Here is a 14689-nt window from a genome sequence, read left to right as displayed (position 1 = left end):
GGGAAGCATCCGGTCGCGGCCTGTGAGGCCGCGACAAAATCCACTAAGAGTTGTATTTCCCTAGCAGGCGCGTTATTCTCGCCTCGTCTTCCAGGGGGAATGCGATGTCCAAGAATATTGTCATCCTTTTCGACGGTACCTCCAACGAAATATCGACCGATCGAACGAATATCCTGCGGCTGTTCGGCATATTGCGCAGATCGGAAGAGCAGGTTGTCTACTACGATCCCGGTGTCGGCACCTTCGGTGCCGACGACAGCTGGTCTCCCCTGTGGCACAATACGGTCGAGCTATGGGGCCTTGCCACCGGCTGGGGGCTGGATCAGAATGTGAAGGAAGCCTATCGCTTTCTGGTTGAGAATTACGATGCCGGCCCTTTGGTGGACGGCCACCACCGCGACCGGGACCGCATCTATATCTTCGGCTTCAGCCGGGGAGCCTATACGGCGCGCGTCCTTGCCGGTTTCATCCATGCCTTCGGCCTGACGAGCAAATACAATATCAATCTCATCGACTACGCCTACCGGACCTATAAAAGCATCCCCTCGGGTTCCATTGCCGTCGCCGGTGTGGACGGCAAATCGCCCTTTTCCGACATGCGGCTCTATGAAAAAGCGCTTCGCAACGACCGCCCCCCGATCAAGCTTCTAGGCCTTTTCGATACGGTGGCGTCGCTGATCGAACTCGGTCACGGCCGGCTGCAGATGAAGACGCATACCTTCACCCACCGCAATCCGAGCGTCGAATGGGTCCGCCACGCGCTGGCGATCGACGAAAGGCGAACGATGTTTCGTCCCGAGCCCTGGACTCCCGATCAGGACTACCACGGCAATCCCTTCGCCCCGGCACAGGGCAAGCAGAATTTCAAGGAAGTCTGGTTTTCCGGCGTCCATGGCGACGTCGGCGGCGGCTACGCCGAAATGGAAAGCGCGCAGATCAAGATACCGCTGGATTGGATGATCCGGGAGACGGAGCCGACCGGATTGCTTTACCGTCACACTGTCGTCAACCGGATCGTGCTTGGAAAAGATCCCAAGAACATCAAATACGCGAGCCTTTCGCCGACCGCCCCGCTGCACAATTCGATGAATGCCGCATGGCAACTGCTGGAATGGGTACCGCGTAAAATACCGCCGACGTCGTCGCGGCGCGGCGGCGCCTCGGGTGTCTATATTCCCCGCAGCGATCCCCGTCTCATTCCCACCGGCGCTTCGCTGCACGAGTCTGTCAGGACGCGTCTCTCCGTCGGGGATTACCATCCGCCCAATCTCCCGGCCGAGCCTCATTTCGTGCCGTGACGGCCTAATCCGCCCCGCCCTTATCCATGAGGCGTCGGACAGCGCCCATCTCCGCCTGAAACCGCGCCAGCTCCTCGGCCTTGCGTCCCGCATCCGGAATGCGCAGGAGATAGGACGGATGGACGGTGACGAAGAGGCTGCTGCCGTCGGCAAGCGGCAAGGCCCGCCCCCGGACCTCCTCCAGCTTCTGGCGGCTGTCGGTCAGCGCGAACAGGGCCGTGGCGCCCAGCGCGACGGTCAGCTTCGGGCGGATGATCGCCCGCTCGCCATCCAGCCACCAGCGGCAATGCCTGACCTCACCCATGGTCGGCTTCTGGTGGATGCGGCGTTTTCCACGCGGCTCGTATTTGAAATGCTTGACGGCATTGGTGACATAGAGCGCGGTGCGGTCGATGCCGGCCTTGTCGACCGCCTGGTTGAACACCTTGCCCGCAGGCCCGACGAAAGGACGGCCGGCCAGATCCTCCTGATCGCCGGGCTGCTCGCCGACGACCATCACGGAAGCATTTTCCGGCCCTTCGCCGAACACAGTCTGGGTTGCATGACAATGAAGTTCGCAGCGGGTGCAGTGACGGGCAGATTCGCGCAGGGCCTCGATGCTGCCCTCGGGCGCCGTGGACACCGGTGGCCGCTCGGCTGCCGCAGCCGCCTGGAGCCGCTGGTGAAAGGGAAGCGGCTCCGTCGCCGCCCGCTTGGCCATCGCCAGGACGCTGGCCTCAGCGCCGGCGATCATGCCCGGAATGAGATCGGCCTCCGGCAGGTTCTTCCAGTATTTCTTCGGCATCTCGGCCTGCATCGCCTTCACCTTGAGCCGCGCCGGATTGAAGATGTTGCTGAAATAGGTACGCCACAGCGTATCGGCTTCATCCGTGAGGGATGGTTTGGCAACGGGCACGTCGGAGATGGTCAGCGCCGTTCCGTCCCAGGCCGCCGATCCCTCCGGCGTGGCGATCAGCCAGTCCATGTCGTTGAAGCGGCGCTGGAAGAACGGCGCGGTGCGGGCGACGATGTGATGATCCGGCTCGAACCAGGCGACGAAGCGCCGGCGCGGCAGGGCCTCGTCGACATCGATCTCCTTGAAGCGCACGAAGGCCGTCATCTTGTGGCAGTCCCGCCGCACCGATTTTTGCAGCATCAGCGCCCGGTGGACGTCGACATCGGAGACGATGTCAAGCAGCCTGCGATCCTGGAGCAGTCGGAAAAGGATGCGGTAGAGCAAGGCGAAGCGGCCCGGATCGGAGTGGCACAGCACCGCCTCCGCCAGGCTGATGAAGGCAGGCGGCACCGAGATGGCCGCAGTTCCCGCCGGCTTATCGCTGGCCGCCGTCTTGCTGGCCGGCAGCTCCGTCGCTTGAGGCATCGGGCTGTCTTCAAAAAGTGAAGGCGCCGACAGTACCGGGGCCGCGCGGCGCAAGTCGGACGAACCGCTGGTATCCTTGTTGAATAGCGCCGGCTCCAAGCCGCCGGCCGATCCGAACAGGTCGATGTCTTCAGCGGCCTCGCGCCAGTCAATCGCGTCAGGCGCGACGCCTCGGCCAAGCAACGGCCGCGCGGCATCGCGCCATTCGGCGAGGTCGCCCCTGCCCTTCAGCGTCACCCTGCGCATGACAGTCGCCATCAGAGCAGCGAAAGCTGCACGGGCTTCGGCGCGAACATCGAACGCAGATCCTGCCGGTCGGCGAGCTTGCGCGGGCTCCAGCCCTCGGCAACGACAAAAGCCTGCACCTTCTTCACGGAGACCCCGAGCCGGGCCAGATCCTCCATCCGCAGCCGGCAGAAACGCCGCGCCGACAGGATGGATTTTACCGTCTTGGTGCCCAGCCCCGGCACGCGCAGCAGCGTTTCGCGCGCCGCCACGTTGATGTCGACCGGGAAGTCGTGGCGGTTGCCGAGCGCCCAGGCGAGTTTCGGGTCGAGATCGAGATCCAGCATGCCGCCGGCCTGCTGGCCGGTGATCTCGCCAATGCCGAAACCGTAGAATCGATAAAGCCAGTCCGCCTGGTAGAGCCGGTGCTCGCGCATCAGCGGCGGCTTGATCAGCGGCAGGTTCTTCGACGAATCGGGGATCGGGCTGAAGGCGGAATAATAGACGCGCTTCATGCCGTAGCTGCCATAGAGCCGTGCGCTTGTGCCAAGGATCGTCGCATCGTTGGCCTCGTCTGCGCCGACGATCATCTGCGTGCTCTGTCCGGCCGGCGCAAAACGCTTGCGCTTCTTGCTCTGCAGCGTCGGCTCGCTGGCCTCCTCGATCTTCAGCCGCAGCGCGCCCATCGCCTGGCGGATGCCGACGGGCTTCTTTTCCGGGGCAAGGCGCGTGATCCCGACATCGGTCGGCAGTTCGATGTTCAGAGACAGACGATCGGCATAGAGGCCCGCCTCCTCGATCAGCTTCGGCGAGGCTTCGGGAATCGATTTCAGATGAATGTAGCCGCGAAAATTATGGGTGACGCGCAGCTCGCGGGCGATGCGGACCATCTCCTCCATCGTATGATCTGAAGACCGGATGATGCCGGAGGACAGGAACAGCCCCTCGATGTAATTGCGCCGATAGAACTCCAGCGTCAGCCACACCACCTCCTCGACGGTAAAGCGGGCCCGCTCGACATTGCTCGACGACCGGTTGACGCAATAGGCGCAGTCGTAGATGCAGAAATTGGTCATCAGGATTTTGAGTAGCGAGATGCAGCGACCGTCCGGCGCGTAGGAATGGCAGATGCCCGCCCCTTCGGTGGACCCCAGGCCGCCCGATTGCGCCGAGCTGCGCTTCGAGGTGCCGCTGGAGGCACAGGACGCGTCATACTTGGCAGCGTCGGAGAGAATGGCGAGACGATCATTCAACGACTTTTTCATAACGACGTTCACTATATGTTCTTTGGAGTCAGGTCAAGTTGGCAGCTTGGCATCCTCGGGCAAATTAAGCAGGCTAAGCAAAAGAACTACCGCTGCTTGCACCATTCCGGTGCGAATTCTCTGGAAATCTGCCGTCGCAATCTGTTATATGAACCCCATATAGCGGCTATTGCACGGTTCCGAAGTTTTCCTTCGGGACCTGTTTTCTTTTGTGTCGGCAGCTACGACATAGGACTGAAGGACAGAGACATGGTTGACAAGGTACCGATGACGCAAAGCGGCTTCGCCAATCTGCAGGAAGAACTGCGCTGGCGCCAGCAGCAGGAACGGCCGCGGATCATCGAGGCTATTTCCGAAGCGCGCGCCCACGGCGACCTGTCGGAAAATGCCGAATATCATGCCGCCAAGGAAGCACAGAGCCACAACGAGGGCCGCATCGGCGAAGTCGAGGATCTGGTGGCCCGTGCCGAGGTGATCGACCTTTCGAAGATGTCGGGCACGACGGTCAAGTTCGGCGCCCGCGTCAAGCTGGTGGACGAGGACACGGACGAGCAGAAGACCTACCAGATCGTCGGCGACCAGGAAGCCGATGTGAAGGCCGGCCGCATTTCCATCTCGTCGCCTATTGCCCGCGCACTGATCGGCAAGGAAGTCGGCGATTCCATCGAGGTCAACGCACCCGGTGGCTCCAAGGCCTACGAAATCCTCTCCATCACCTGGGGCTGAGCCTGGTGGCAAGCGATCTGCGCGACATCGAGATCATCGCGCCAAATTTCAAGCGACGGTTGTCGGGGGTCACCTCGACAATCGTTCAGCTCGTTCCGAAGCAGGTTGCGCTCGGCACGCGCATTGCCACCCTCGGCCCCGGCCTGCCCCCGCATCTGCCAAAACTGGGGTGGAGACAATTACCCGGCCTCTGGCTTCGGCCGCGCCGCTATAGGGTTCGGGTCTGGCACGCACGGCGCAACAACGAAATGTTGTTCGGCCTCTTCCTGCGCACGGTGTTGCACATGCCGCTGAAACTGCTGTTCACCTCCGCCGCCCAGCGTCGCCATTCCGCCTATACCCGCTTCCTCATCCGCCGCATGCATGCCGTCATCGCCACCAGTACACGGTCCGGCAGTTTTCTGCAGGTACCGCACAGGGTGATCCAGCACGGCGTCGATCTGAACCTGTTTCATCCGCCAGAGGTGCCGGCCGATCGGATCAGCGCCACCGACCTGCCCGGTCGCTATCTCGTCGGCTGTTTTGGCCGCGTTCGCCATCAGAAGGGCACCGACCTCTTCGTCCAGGCGATGATCGATCTGCTACCGAGCCATCCGGATTGGACAGCAATCGTCTGCGGCCGGGTGACGCCGGAGCATCGCGCTTTCGCCGATGGATTGGTGAAATCCGTGGCAGAGGCCGGTCTTGCCGACCGCATTCGCTTCATGGGCGAGGTCGACGATATCCGTCCCTGGTATCGGCGCGCAACGCTCTACGTTGCCCCATCCCGCAACGAGGGTTTCGGCCTGACGCCACTGGAAGCCATGGCCTCGCAGACCGTCGTCGTCGCCTCGGATGCCGGGGCCTATGCGGAGATGATCGTGCCTGGAGAGACCGGCATGGTGGTTGCGGCCGGCGACGGTGAAGCGCTGACGGCAGCGATAAGGACCTATCTGGACGATCCCGACGAGGCCCGTCGCCAAGGCCTGTACGCCGTGGTCCACGTGCGCAGCAATTTCGCTCTGGAAAAGGAAGCGACGGCGATTGGCGACGTCTATGCCGACCTGCTCGGCGAAAAACGGTCGTCATAGCCGAAGCCGGCGCCGATCAGCGCCGAGACGGGTGAGAAATTGAGGATGGCGATGCCCCGCTCCGCCGCCACCTTTCGCGCCAGCACGAAATGCGCGACGATGCGCGCCTCTGCCTGCGCTATTCCGGAGGCGGCCATGCTGCCCTTGGTCTCGTAGAAACGCGGCTGCTGCGCATTGGAAATGTCGATGCCGAACAGGCCGATGCTCTTGGGCGCGCAGAACAGCGCGAATTGCAGCGCCGACACCGAGACCGAGCCGCCACGAAACACGCCCCTATCAGGATCGAAGGACAGGCCGGCATTGCTGGCTACATCGCGCAGTGCGAAATCGAAGGTCTCGATGAGGTCGTACCGCCGTCGCCTGACGCCGTAGGGCTTGCGGATGTCGTCGATCAGCACGATCGTCCGCTCCCGGAGAAAGCCAGGATCGATCTCGCAGATCGCCCGAAGCACCTCGACGGAAAACAGGCATGGCGTCTGGTCGCTGACGCGCTGCTTCAGGAGATCGAAATGCCGCCATATGAACCGCTCGTCCTCGACGGCGATCGCAAGCGGCGCCATGATCGGGCCGCCCCAGAGGCTGATCGCGCCGTTGAGCAGAATGGCAGTCCGCGGCGGCAACCCGCTAAGTTCGTTGCCGGCAATGGACGGTCCCGAACCGACGATCGACACCTCGTCGCCCGCCTGCGCCCGAAGCAGTGAGGCGCTCGCAAGCCTTGCCACCGGCTTGCCCCTGTAATCCACCGTGCCGAGCGTGCTCGCGGTCGCCCGCACGAGACTCAATCCCGGAAACCGATCCTGGAAATGGGCGCGGGCACTGCCGAGCAACAGGCGAGTGCCGGTTTTGATCAGGGAACGGTGCCAGGGGCGATCGGACATGCCTAGAGTTCCACCAATCCCAGCTTCTTGACTTGGCGGATCGTCAGCATGGTGCGCACGGCGTCGACGTGCTCGTTAGCGGTCAGGATCTCTATGACGAAGTCCTGGAAGACCGTCAGGTTCTGGGCGACGCAATGGAGCAGAAAGTCGCTGTCGCCCGAAACCATCCATGCCTGGCGCACCAGCGGCCATTCGAGCGTGGTGGCGGCAAAGGCCTTGAGATTGCTTTCCGACTGGTGCTTGAGCCCGACCATGCAGAAGGCGACCAGATCGAAGCCCAGCTTCGGGCTGTTGAGCATGGCATGGTAGCCCTCGACGATGCCGGCTTCCTCGAGCTTGCGCACTCGGCGCAGACAGGGCGGCGCCGATATGCCGACACGGTCGGCGAGCTCGACATTCGTCATGCGGCCGTCCTGCTGCAGTTCGCGGAGAATCTTAATGTCGATGGCGTCGAGTTCTGCCCGCAGCACAGTCATGCCTTTCTTTGTAATCTCCCGCCGCACCTTCTATATAAAGGGAAGAAATTCGCAACAATGTTTCAGGATCACGCCCGATTCTTGCCCGAAGTTGATTTGCCCTGTTGGTAATGCAAGGCTGCCCTTGAATAATTGCATGCGACAATCATAAATGAAGCGGCGCATGGGGATCGCCCGAGAAAAGCCGCTGGTCGGCCGATGCTTCCCCCGCGCCGCCATTGAAAGGACTTCCACCATGTCTGCCCGCCACACGAAGGTGCTCATCATTGGTTCCGGCCCTGCCGGCTATACGGCTGCAGTCTATGCCGCGCGTGCCATGCTGAAGCCGGTGCTGATCGCCGGCATGGAACAGGGTGGCCAGCTGATGATCACCACCGATGTCGAAAACTATCCGGGCTTCGCCGATCCGATCCAGGGCCCCTGGTTGATGGAGCAGATGCTGCAGCAGGCCAAGCACGTCGGTACCGAGATCGTCAACGACCTCGTCACCGAGGTCGACACCTCACGCCGCCCCTTCCTCTTGCGGACGGATTCCGGCACGGTCTGGACGGCCGATACTTTGATCATCGCCACGGGCGCCAAGGCCAAGTGGCTCGGCATAGAGAGCGAGCAGCATTTCCAGGGCTTCGGCGTCTCCGCCTGCGCCACCTGCGACGGCTTCTTCTACCGCAACAAGGACGTCATCGTCGTCGGTGGTGGCAATTCGGCCGTCGAGGAAGCGCTCTATCTTTCCAACATCACCCGCTCCGTGACGGTGGTCCATCGCCGCGACTTCTTCCGCGCCGAACGCATCCTGCAGGAACGGCTGTTCGAAAAGCCGAATGTTCGGGTGCTGTGGAATTCGGAAGTGGCAGAGATCACCGGCACGCCGGCCAAGCCGCCGATGCCGCCATCCGTATCCGGCGTCAGGCTGCACGACATCAAGGCAGGCACGATCACCGACATGCCGATTGACGGCGTGTTCGTAGCCATCGGCCATGCGCCCGCAACCGAACTCTTCAAAGGCAAGCTCAAACTCAAGGACAACGGCTACCTCTGGACCGCCCCCGATTCGACCGCCACCAACGTTGAGGGCATCTATGCGGCCGGCGATGTCACCGACGACACCTTCCGCCAGGCCATCACCGCCGCCGGCATGGGCTGCATGGCGGCGCTGGAAGCGGAGCGCTACTTGACCGGGCACATGCCAGTTGCCGTGGCTGCGGAGTGAGACAGCCGATGAGGGGGAGCGGGATGCCATTGGACTGGGACAAGCTGCGTATTTTTCACGCGGCTGCCGAAGCCGGATCGTTCACCCATGCGGCCGACAAGCTGCATCTGTCCCAATCCGCCATCAGCCGCCAGGTCAGCGCCCTCGAACAGGACGTCGGCATCAAGCTGTTTCACCGCCACGCCCGCGGCCTCATCCTGACGGAACAGGGCGAACTGCTCTACCGCACCGCCCATGACGTGCTTCTGAAGCTCGAAACCGTCAAGATGCAGCTGACGGAAACGACGGACAAGCCGAGCGGCAAGCTGCGCGTCACCACGACCGTCGGCCTCGGCCAGGGCTGGCTGACCGACAAGATCCAGGAATTCCTGCAGCTCTATCCCGACATGCAGATCCAGCTGATCCTCGACAACGAGGAACTGGACGTCAACATGCGCCATGCCGACTGCGCCATCCGCCTGCGCCAGCCGCAGCAATCCGACCTGATCCAGCGCAAGCTGTTCACCGTGCACATGCACGTCTATGCCGCGCCATCCTACATCAATCGCCACGGCGAGCCGCAATCCGTCGACGATTTCGACGATCACCGGATCATCTCCTTCGGCGAGCCGGCTCCACAATATCTGCTCGACATCAACTGGCTTGAAGTTGCCGGACGCTCGTCGGACAACAAGCGCCTGTCGCATCTGCAGATCAACAGCCAGACCTCGATCAAGCGCGCCTGCCTGCTCGGGATCGGAATTGCCGTGCTGCCGGACTATATTGTTGGCCGCGACCCTGGCCTCATCCAGCTTTCGCTCAATGCTGACGTGCCGTCTTTCGATACCTACTTCGCCTATCCCGATGAAATGAAGAACGCCGCAAAACTGAAGGTCTTCAGGGACTTCATCGTCGCGAAGGCGCGTAACTGGAATTTCTGAACGGGGCGGCAAGGCCAAAGCGCCGCTTCATCCATGCATTTGGCGCACGGCTGGCATGCAGATTTAGCCGTTGTTGACTGCACATTTAACCACCATATCGCACTCAGCTGATGCACATGGTGGCTTTTCCTCCCAGTTCCACCGCAGAAGCTGTTCCCCTCTGGAGGTTTTTGACCTTCATACCTATAGGGCCCCGGTTTACCGGTGGCCCTCTTTTTTTGGAATTTTTTCGCTTCGCGTCGCTGCAGCGCACAAACGCATAGCTGCCGTGCACAAAAAATCGTTGCCACCTGCCCAAAATGCAGACATATTGCACGCAGCTGATGCACATGGTGGCTTTTACCTCCCAGTTCCACCGCAGAAGCTGTTCCCCTCTGAAGGTTTTTAACCTTCATACCTATAGGGCCCCGGTTTACCGGTGGCCCTCTTTTTTTGCCTAATTTTTCATCTGCCAATCCATAACGTTTTCGTGATCACCACTTCCCTTGTATCGCTTTTGCTCGATATTCATATCGATGATACACGATACAGGTGACACCATGGATCGCGACGAAATCCTCAAGGCCCTGGCTCATCCGGCTAGGCTGGAAATCCTGAACTGGCTGAAGGAGCCGGAAAAGCACTTTTCTGAGCAGCACCAGTCGCTGGAGTTCGGCGTCTGCGCCGGTCAGTTCGAATTGTGCGGCCTGTCGCAATCCACCGTGTCCGCCCATCTCGGAACCCTTCTGCGCGCCGACCTGGTCACGACCAAGCGGATTGGTCAGTGGGTATTCTACAAGCGCAACGAACCGGTCATCGCCGAATTCCTAGCTCAATTGCACAAGGAACTGTAAATTGCCCATCGCCCTTTTCGTCCTTGCGCTGAGCGCTTTCGCGATCGGCACGACCGAATTCGTCGTGCTCGGCCTGCTGCCGGACGTCGCCGGCGACCTTGCCGTCACCATTCCAGAGGCCGGTTGGCTGGTCACCGGCTACGCGCTGGCCGTTGCCATAGGCGCCCCGATCATGGCCATCTCCACTGCCCACCTGCGCCGGCGCTCGACGTTGATCCTTCTCATGGGCATCTTTATCCTCGGCAACCTGATGTGCGCGCTTGCCCCGAGCTACTGGGTGCTGATGATCGCCCGCATCGTCACAGCCCTCTGCCATGGCGCCTTCTTCGGCATCGGCTCGGTCGTCGCGGCAAGCCTCGTCGCCAGCGACCGCAAGGCGAGCGCAGTGGCGCTGATGTTTACGGGGCTGACGCTCGCCAATGTCCTGGGTGTGCCGCTCGGTACAGCTCTCGGCCAATCTTTCGGCTGGCGCGCCCCCTTCTGGGCCGTTGCCGTCATGGGCGCAGCATCGATCGCCGGCCTGATGCTGGTGCTATCGAAATCCGAAACCGCAGCGAAAAGCGACATTCTGAGCGAAATTTCTGCATTGCGCGGCATTGGTCTCTGGCTGTCGATGCTGATGACGGTCTTTTTCTCAGCGGCCATGTTTGCCTTGTTCACCTATGTGGCGCCGATCCTTCGCGATGTGACCGGCGTATCGCCTGGTGGCGTTACCTGGACGCTATTCCTGATCGGTCTCGGGCTGACCGTCGGCAATCTCGTCGGCGGCAAGCTCGCAGATTGGCGGCTCGGCACCAGTCTTGCCCTGAGCTTCGCGGCGATCGCAGTGACCTCGACCGCCTTCGGCTTCACAAGCAGCAGCCTGATCCCTGCCGAGATCACCCTGTTTCTCTGGGCCCTTGTCACCTTTGCCGCGGTCCCTGCCCTGCAGATCGGTGTGGTCCGCTACGGCAAGGATGCGCCGAATCTCGTTTCCACCATCAACATCGGCGCCTTCAATGTCGGCAACGCGCTGGGTGCCTGGGCAGGCGGTGTGGTCATCGATCACGGCTTCGCGCTCACCCGCGTACCGCTCGCCTCAGCCGCCTTGGCACTGATCGGGCTCGGTATTGTCGCCCTCACATTTGCCTCCCCCGGCGCCCGGCGCAAGACCCTTGCCGCCGCCGAATAACCCCCTACCTCCCAGCCACCAACAACAAGGACCTCCCATGACCAAATTGTTCGAACCCACCAAGCTCGGCGATATCGCCATTGCCAACCGCATTGTCATGGCACCGCTGACGCGCAACCACTCGCCCCGCGCCGTGCCGAACGCGCTGAACGTCACCTATTACGTCCAGCGCGCCAGCGCCGGGCTGATCATCACCGAGGCTACCGCCATCAGCCACCAGGGCCAGGGCTATGCCGACGTACCGGGTCTCTACACCCAGGAGGCCCTGGACGGCTGGCGCAAGGTCAACGATGCCGTCCACCAGGCTGGCGGCAAGATGGTGGTTCAGCTTTGGCATGTCGGGCGCATCTCCCATACGAGCCTGCAGCCCGATGGCGGCAAGCCGGTCTCCTCGACCAACAAGCAGGCGGACGCCAAGACCTTTATCATCGAGGACGGCAAGGGCGCTTTCGTGCCCACCTCGGAGCCGCGGGCGCTTGAGACCGCCGAACTTCCGGGCATCGTCGAAGACTACCGCAAGGCCGCACGCGCAGCCATCGACGCCGGCTTCGACGGCGTCGAGATCCATGCGGCCAACGGCTACCTGATCGACCAGTTCCTGCGCTCCGGCGTCAACGACCGCACGGACCAGTATGGCGGCTCGATCGAGAACCGCGCCCGCTTCCTGTTCGAAGTGGTGGAAGCAATCACCAAGGAAATCGGCGCCGGAGTGACCGGCATCCGCCTGTCCCCGGTCACCGCCGCAGGCGATTCCAGCGATCCGCAGCCGCAGCCTCTGTTCACCTACGTGGTCGAAGGACTGGCGAGATACGGCCTGTCCTACATCCATGTCATCGAGGGACAGACCGGCGGCCCGCGTGACTTCAAGCAGGGCGACGCGCCATTCGATTACCAGGCGCTGCGCGCTGCCTACCAGGCGGCTGGCGGCAAGGCAGCCTGGATGGTCAACAACGGCTATGACCGCCAGATGGCGATCGAGGCCGTCGAAAGCGGCAAGGCCGATGTCGTCGCCTTCGGTCGTCCGTTCATCTCCAATCCCGACCTGGTGGAGCGCCTGAAGCTGGATGCGACGCTGACCCCGATGGACCCCTCCAAGCTCTACGGTGCCGTCAACGGCGAGGAAGGCTATACGGACTATCCGACACTCGACAGCGCCGCCTGATCGGAACTGACGAAAAGATATGCCGCACCACGAACGGCCCTCGGAAAGCTGGCACAGCCTCCGGGGGCCGTTCCCGTTGCAAAGTTTTCCCTTCAGAGACTGCCCATGGACTCCAGTGTCTCCCGCACCGCGATGTCGATCGGCGTGTGAGGTTCTTCACCAAGCGCGGCCACCAGCCTGTCGTTTGGCATCCGCAGGGGCATTTGCCAGAGGTAGCGCATCTCGCGCATCTCGCGCATGACGGTGACGAACGGGGCTGCCAGCGGCAGGATCCACCAGGGAAATTTGCGAACCTTGACGCGTCGTCCAACCACGCGCTCGACCGCCGCGATCATCCCGCGACCGTCGCCATCGAAGAACCCTTGCATGTGATAGACTGCAAAGGCCGGTAGCCGATCGCCGCGCTCGACAAGTCGGATCATCGTTTCCGCAACGTCGGGGACATAGGCCCACTGGTGGCCGATCCCCGCCCTGCTTGGATAAGTCACCGAGGTCACCGGCTTGCCTGCGCTGACCAGACCTTGAGAAAACCAACTGGACCCGGCCTGCGGGCCAAAAAAGTCGCCTGCCCGGACGATGATGATGGGCACGCCCTGGGCCGCTGCCGTCTCCAGACGCCGCTCCATCTCGACCCTTATCGCTCCCTTCCTTGTTGTGGGATGCTGCGGACTGTCCTCGCGCAGAAGCGGAAAGGTATCAGGCCCGAAATTGTAAACCGTTCCCGGCAGCACGATGCGCGCGCCGACAGCCTTCGCCGCAGCAATCGTATTGTCGATCATCGGCAGCACCAGTTGGCCCCAGTTGCTGTAGCCGGGCGGATTGACGGCGTGGACGATAAGGCTGACACCTTGGGCTGCGCGCAGGACGTCGCCCGGCGTCATGGCATCGCCCTTGATCCATCGGAAGTCGGGGGCCTTCAGCGCGGCTTTGTCCGGATCACGATTGAGCGCCACGACCTCCCAGCCACGCGCCTTGAGACCGCGGGCAACCGCGCCGCCGATCCCGCCTGAAGCACCGAGTATCAGCGCCCTCTCCTGCCTTGCCGTATCATTCTTCATCGTCATCTCCATTGGCTCGATGAAGGCAGGATGCGCTTTAACTGGATTAAACGGAATTGACGAAACGCGTTGATAATCTATACGAAAATGTATGGAAAAGAATGAGCCCGGATGGGACCTCTATCGAAGCTTTCTGGCTGTGCTGCAGCAGGGTTCGCTCTCGGCCGCTGCACGGGAGCTGGGACTGACACAACCGACGATCGGGCGTCACATCGATGCGCTGGAACAGGCAATCGGTGCCGAGCTGTTTACCCGCTCGCAGACGGGTCTGCTTCCCACCGATGCCGCGACCGATTTGCGACCCTACGCCGAGACGCTGGCTGCCACCGCCGCTGCCTTGCTGCGCAGCGCCTCGGGACGACGGGGCGAGGTCTCGGGCACCGTCCGCATCAGTGCCAGCGAAGTCATCGGCGTCGAAGTACTGCCGCCGATCCTGGCGAAGTTGCAGGACAGTTACCCTGGCCTGACGATTGAGCTGTCGGTCTCGGACGCCCTGGAGGATCTGCTGCAGAGGCAGTCTGACATTGCCGTCCGGATGGCCGAGCCGTCGCAGGCGGCCCTTGTCGTCCGCCGGATCGGCGACATCCCGCTCGGCTTCTTCGCCCACCGTCGCTACATCGAACGCCATGGCCGCCCTTTGGCGCTGGCCGATCTGTCGCAGCATCGCCTCGTCGGCTTCGATCGCGAAAGCGCCTACATCAGGACGATGATGCGGCGCTTCCCGATTGTCGATCCCGAGCGTTTCACCTTCAAGGCCGACAGCAGCTTGGCACAACTGGCCGCCATCCGCGCCGGCCTCGGCATAGGTCTCTGCCAGCACCCTCTCGGCCGGGCCAGTTCCGACCTGGAGCATCTGCTCCCCGACATCTCCCTGCCGCTTGGCACTTGGGTCGCGATGCACGAAAATCTTAGGACCTCGCCCCGCTGCCGCGTCACTTTCGACGCACTTGTAGCCGGGCTACTCGGCTACATGGACCCTACAGCAGGCCCGGGTCCGGAATGACGGATAACGAAGAGAGGCCGAGCCTGGACCACGC

The 14689-nt window shown here is 62.2% G+C and carries 15 protein-coding genes; 9 read left to right on the top strand and 6 right to left on the bottom strand.

Going from position 1 to position 14689, the window contains the following annotated elements:
• The first annotated feature begins 104 nt into the window (after nt 1-104).
• The gene (locus VH564_RS09980) at nt 105-1298 is read left to right on the top strand and encodes a T6SS phospholipase effector Tle1-like catalytic domain-containing protein (protein ID WP_423339668.1); all 1194 of its coding nucleotides are present in this window, start codon (nt 105-107) and stop codon (nt 1296-1298) included.
• Between the two features lie 4 nt (nt 1299-1302).
• Here the strand turns inward: VH564_RS09980 and VH564_RS09975 are convergent, their stop codons facing one another.
• On the bottom strand, nt 1303-2904 hold the full coding sequence (locus VH564_RS09975) for a UdgX family uracil-DNA binding protein (protein ID WP_423339667.1): 1602 nt from the start codon (nt 2902-2904) through the stop codon (nt 1303-1305).
• 11 nt (nt 2905-2915) lie between these two features.
• Nucleotides 2916-4148 (bottom strand): putative DNA modification/repair radical SAM protein, encoded by a 1233-nt coding sequence (locus VH564_RS09970; protein ID WP_423339666.1) that lies wholly within the window; start codon nt 4146-4148, stop codon nt 2916-2918.
• Between the two features lie 249 nt (nt 4149-4397).
• On the opposite strand from VH564_RS09970, the gene greA reads away from it, so the two are divergent.
• Together greA and VH564_RS09960 are read left to right on the top strand one after the other, a co-directional pair.
• Nucleotides 4398-4874, top strand: coding sequence for a transcription elongation factor GreA (gene greA, locus VH564_RS09965; protein ID WP_423339665.1), 477 nt, complete (start codon nt 4398-4400; stop codon nt 4872-4874).
• Between the two features lie 17 nt (nt 4875-4891).
• Nucleotides 4892-5944 carry a glycosyltransferase family 4 protein gene (locus VH564_RS09960; protein ID WP_423339988.1) on the top strand — a complete coding sequence of 351 codons (1053 nt, stop codon included), beginning with the start codon at nt 4892-4894 and terminating at the stop codon, nt 5942-5944.
• Here VH564_RS09960 and VH564_RS09955 read toward each other — a convergent pair.
• From VH564_RS09955 to VH564_RS09945, 3 genes are read right to left on the bottom strand one after another with little or no spacing between them, the layout of a single operon-like run.
• Nucleotides 5908-6822: a glycosyl transferase gene (locus VH564_RS09955; protein WP_423339664.1), complete on the bottom strand. Its 915-nt coding sequence runs from the start codon at nt 6820-6822 to the stop codon at nt 5908-5910. The genes VH564_RS09960 and VH564_RS09955 overlap by 37 nt on opposite strands.
• Nucleotides 6823-6824: 2 nt before the next feature.
• Nucleotides 6825-7292 carry an Lrp/AsnC family transcriptional regulator gene (locus VH564_RS09950; RefSeq protein ID WP_423339987.1) on the bottom strand — a complete coding sequence of 156 codons (468 nt, stop codon included), beginning with the start codon at nt 7290-7292 and terminating at the stop codon, nt 6825-6827.
• Nucleotides 7293-7328: 36 nt separating this feature from the next.
• Nucleotides 7329-7562 (bottom strand): hypothetical protein, encoded by a 234-nt coding sequence (locus VH564_RS09945; RefSeq protein ID WP_423339663.1) that lies wholly within the window; start codon nt 7560-7562, stop codon nt 7329-7331.
• On the opposite strand from VH564_RS09945, the gene trxB reads away from it, so the two are divergent.
• From trxB to VH564_RS09920, 5 genes are all read left to right on the top strand, one after another.
• Nucleotides 7534-8508, top strand: coding sequence for a thioredoxin-disulfide reductase (gene trxB, locus VH564_RS09940; protein WP_423339662.1), 975 nt, complete (start codon nt 7534-7536; stop codon nt 8506-8508). The two genes, VH564_RS09945 and trxB, sit on opposite strands and share 29 nt — an antisense overlap.
• A 23-nt stretch (nt 8509-8531) precedes the next feature.
• Nucleotides 8532-9428 (top strand): LysR family transcriptional regulator VtlR, encoded by an 897-nt coding sequence (locus tag VH564_RS09935; protein ID WP_423339661.1) that lies wholly within the window; start codon nt 8532-8534, stop codon nt 9426-9428.
• Between the two features lie 539 nt (nt 9429-9967).
• Nucleotides 9968-10261, top strand: coding sequence for an ArsR/SmtB family transcription factor (locus tag VH564_RS09930; RefSeq protein ID WP_423339660.1), 294 nt, complete (start codon nt 9968-9970; stop codon nt 10259-10261).
• Between the two features lies 1 nt (nt 10262).
• The gene (locus VH564_RS09925) at nt 10263-11432 is read left to right on the top strand and encodes an MFS transporter (RefSeq protein WP_423339659.1); all 1170 of its coding nucleotides are present in this window, start codon (nt 10263-10265) and stop codon (nt 11430-11432) included.
• Nucleotides 11433-11469: 37 nt separating this feature from the next.
• The gene (locus VH564_RS09920; protein WP_423339658.1) at nt 11470-12594 is read left to right on the top strand and encodes an alkene reductase; all 1125 of its coding nucleotides are present in this window, start codon (nt 11470-11472) and stop codon (nt 12592-12594) included.
• A gap of 92 nt (nt 12595-12686) precedes the next feature.
• Here VH564_RS09920 and VH564_RS09915 read toward each other — a convergent pair whose 3' ends face one another.
• Nucleotides 12687-13658, bottom strand: coding sequence for an NAD-dependent epimerase/dehydratase family protein (locus VH564_RS09915; protein WP_423339657.1), 972 nt, complete (start codon nt 13656-13658; stop codon nt 12687-12689).
• An 85-nt stretch (nt 13659-13743) separates the two neighbouring features.
• Here VH564_RS09915 and VH564_RS09910 point away from each other — a divergent pair, with 85 nt between their 5' ends.
• Nucleotides 13744-14655, top strand: a complete 912-nt coding sequence (locus VH564_RS09910) for a LysR family transcriptional regulator (protein ID WP_423339656.1) — start codon at nt 13744-13746, stop codon at nt 14653-14655.
• Nucleotides 14656-14689 lie beyond the last annotated feature (34 nt).

The organism is Rhizobium sp. HT1-10 (assembly GCF_049472505.1).
In the GTDB taxonomy this organism is placed as follows: domain Bacteria; phylum Pseudomonadota; class Alphaproteobacteria; order Rhizobiales; family Rhizobiaceae; genus Rhizobium.
Note: the sequence above shows the minus strand (reverse complement) of the source record. Positions and strands in the feature narration are given on the sequence as shown.

Coding starts and splice junctions, on each gene's coding strand:
- VH564_RS09980 (WP_423339668.1), top strand. CDS start 105: ATGTCCAAGAATATTGTCATCCTTTTCGACGGTACCTCCAACGAAATA.
- VH564_RS09975 (WP_423339667.1), bottom strand. CDS start 2,904: ATGCGCAGGGTGACGCTGAAGGGCAGGGGCGACCTCGCCGAATGGCGC.
- VH564_RS09970 (WP_423339666.1), bottom strand. CDS start 4,148: ATGAAAAAGTCGTTGAATGATCGTCTCGCCATTCTCTCCGACGCTGCC.
- greA (WP_423339665.1), top strand. CDS start 4,398: ATGGTTGACAAGGTACCGATGACGCAAAGCGGCTTCGCCAATCTGCAG.
- VH564_RS09955 (WP_423339664.1), bottom strand. CDS start 6,822: ATGTCCGATCGCCCCTGGCACCGTTCCCTGATCAAAACCGGCACTCGC.
- trxB (WP_423339662.1), top strand. CDS start 7,534: ATGTCTGCCCGCCACACGAAGGTGCTCATCATTGGTTCCGGCCCTGCC.
- VH564_RS09945 (WP_423339663.1), bottom strand. CDS start 7,562: ATGAGCACCTTCGTGTGGCGGGCAGACATGGTGGAAGTCCTTTCAATG.
- VH564_RS09935 (WP_423339661.1), top strand. CDS start 8,532: ATGCCATTGGACTGGGACAAGCTGCGTATTTTTCACGCGGCTGCCGAA.
- VH564_RS09930 (WP_423339660.1), top strand. CDS start 9,968: ATGGATCGCGACGAAATCCTCAAGGCCCTGGCTCATCCGGCTAGGCTG.
- VH564_RS09920 (WP_423339658.1), top strand. CDS start 11,470: ATGACCAAATTGTTCGAACCCACCAAGCTCGGCGATATCGCCATTGCC.
- VH564_RS09915 (WP_423339657.1), bottom strand. CDS start 13,658: ATGACGATGAAGAATGATACGGCAAGGCAGGAGAGGGCGCTGATACTC.
- VH564_RS09910 (WP_423339656.1), top strand. CDS start 13,744: ATGGAAAAGAATGAGCCCGGATGGGACCTCTATCGAAGCTTTCTGGCT.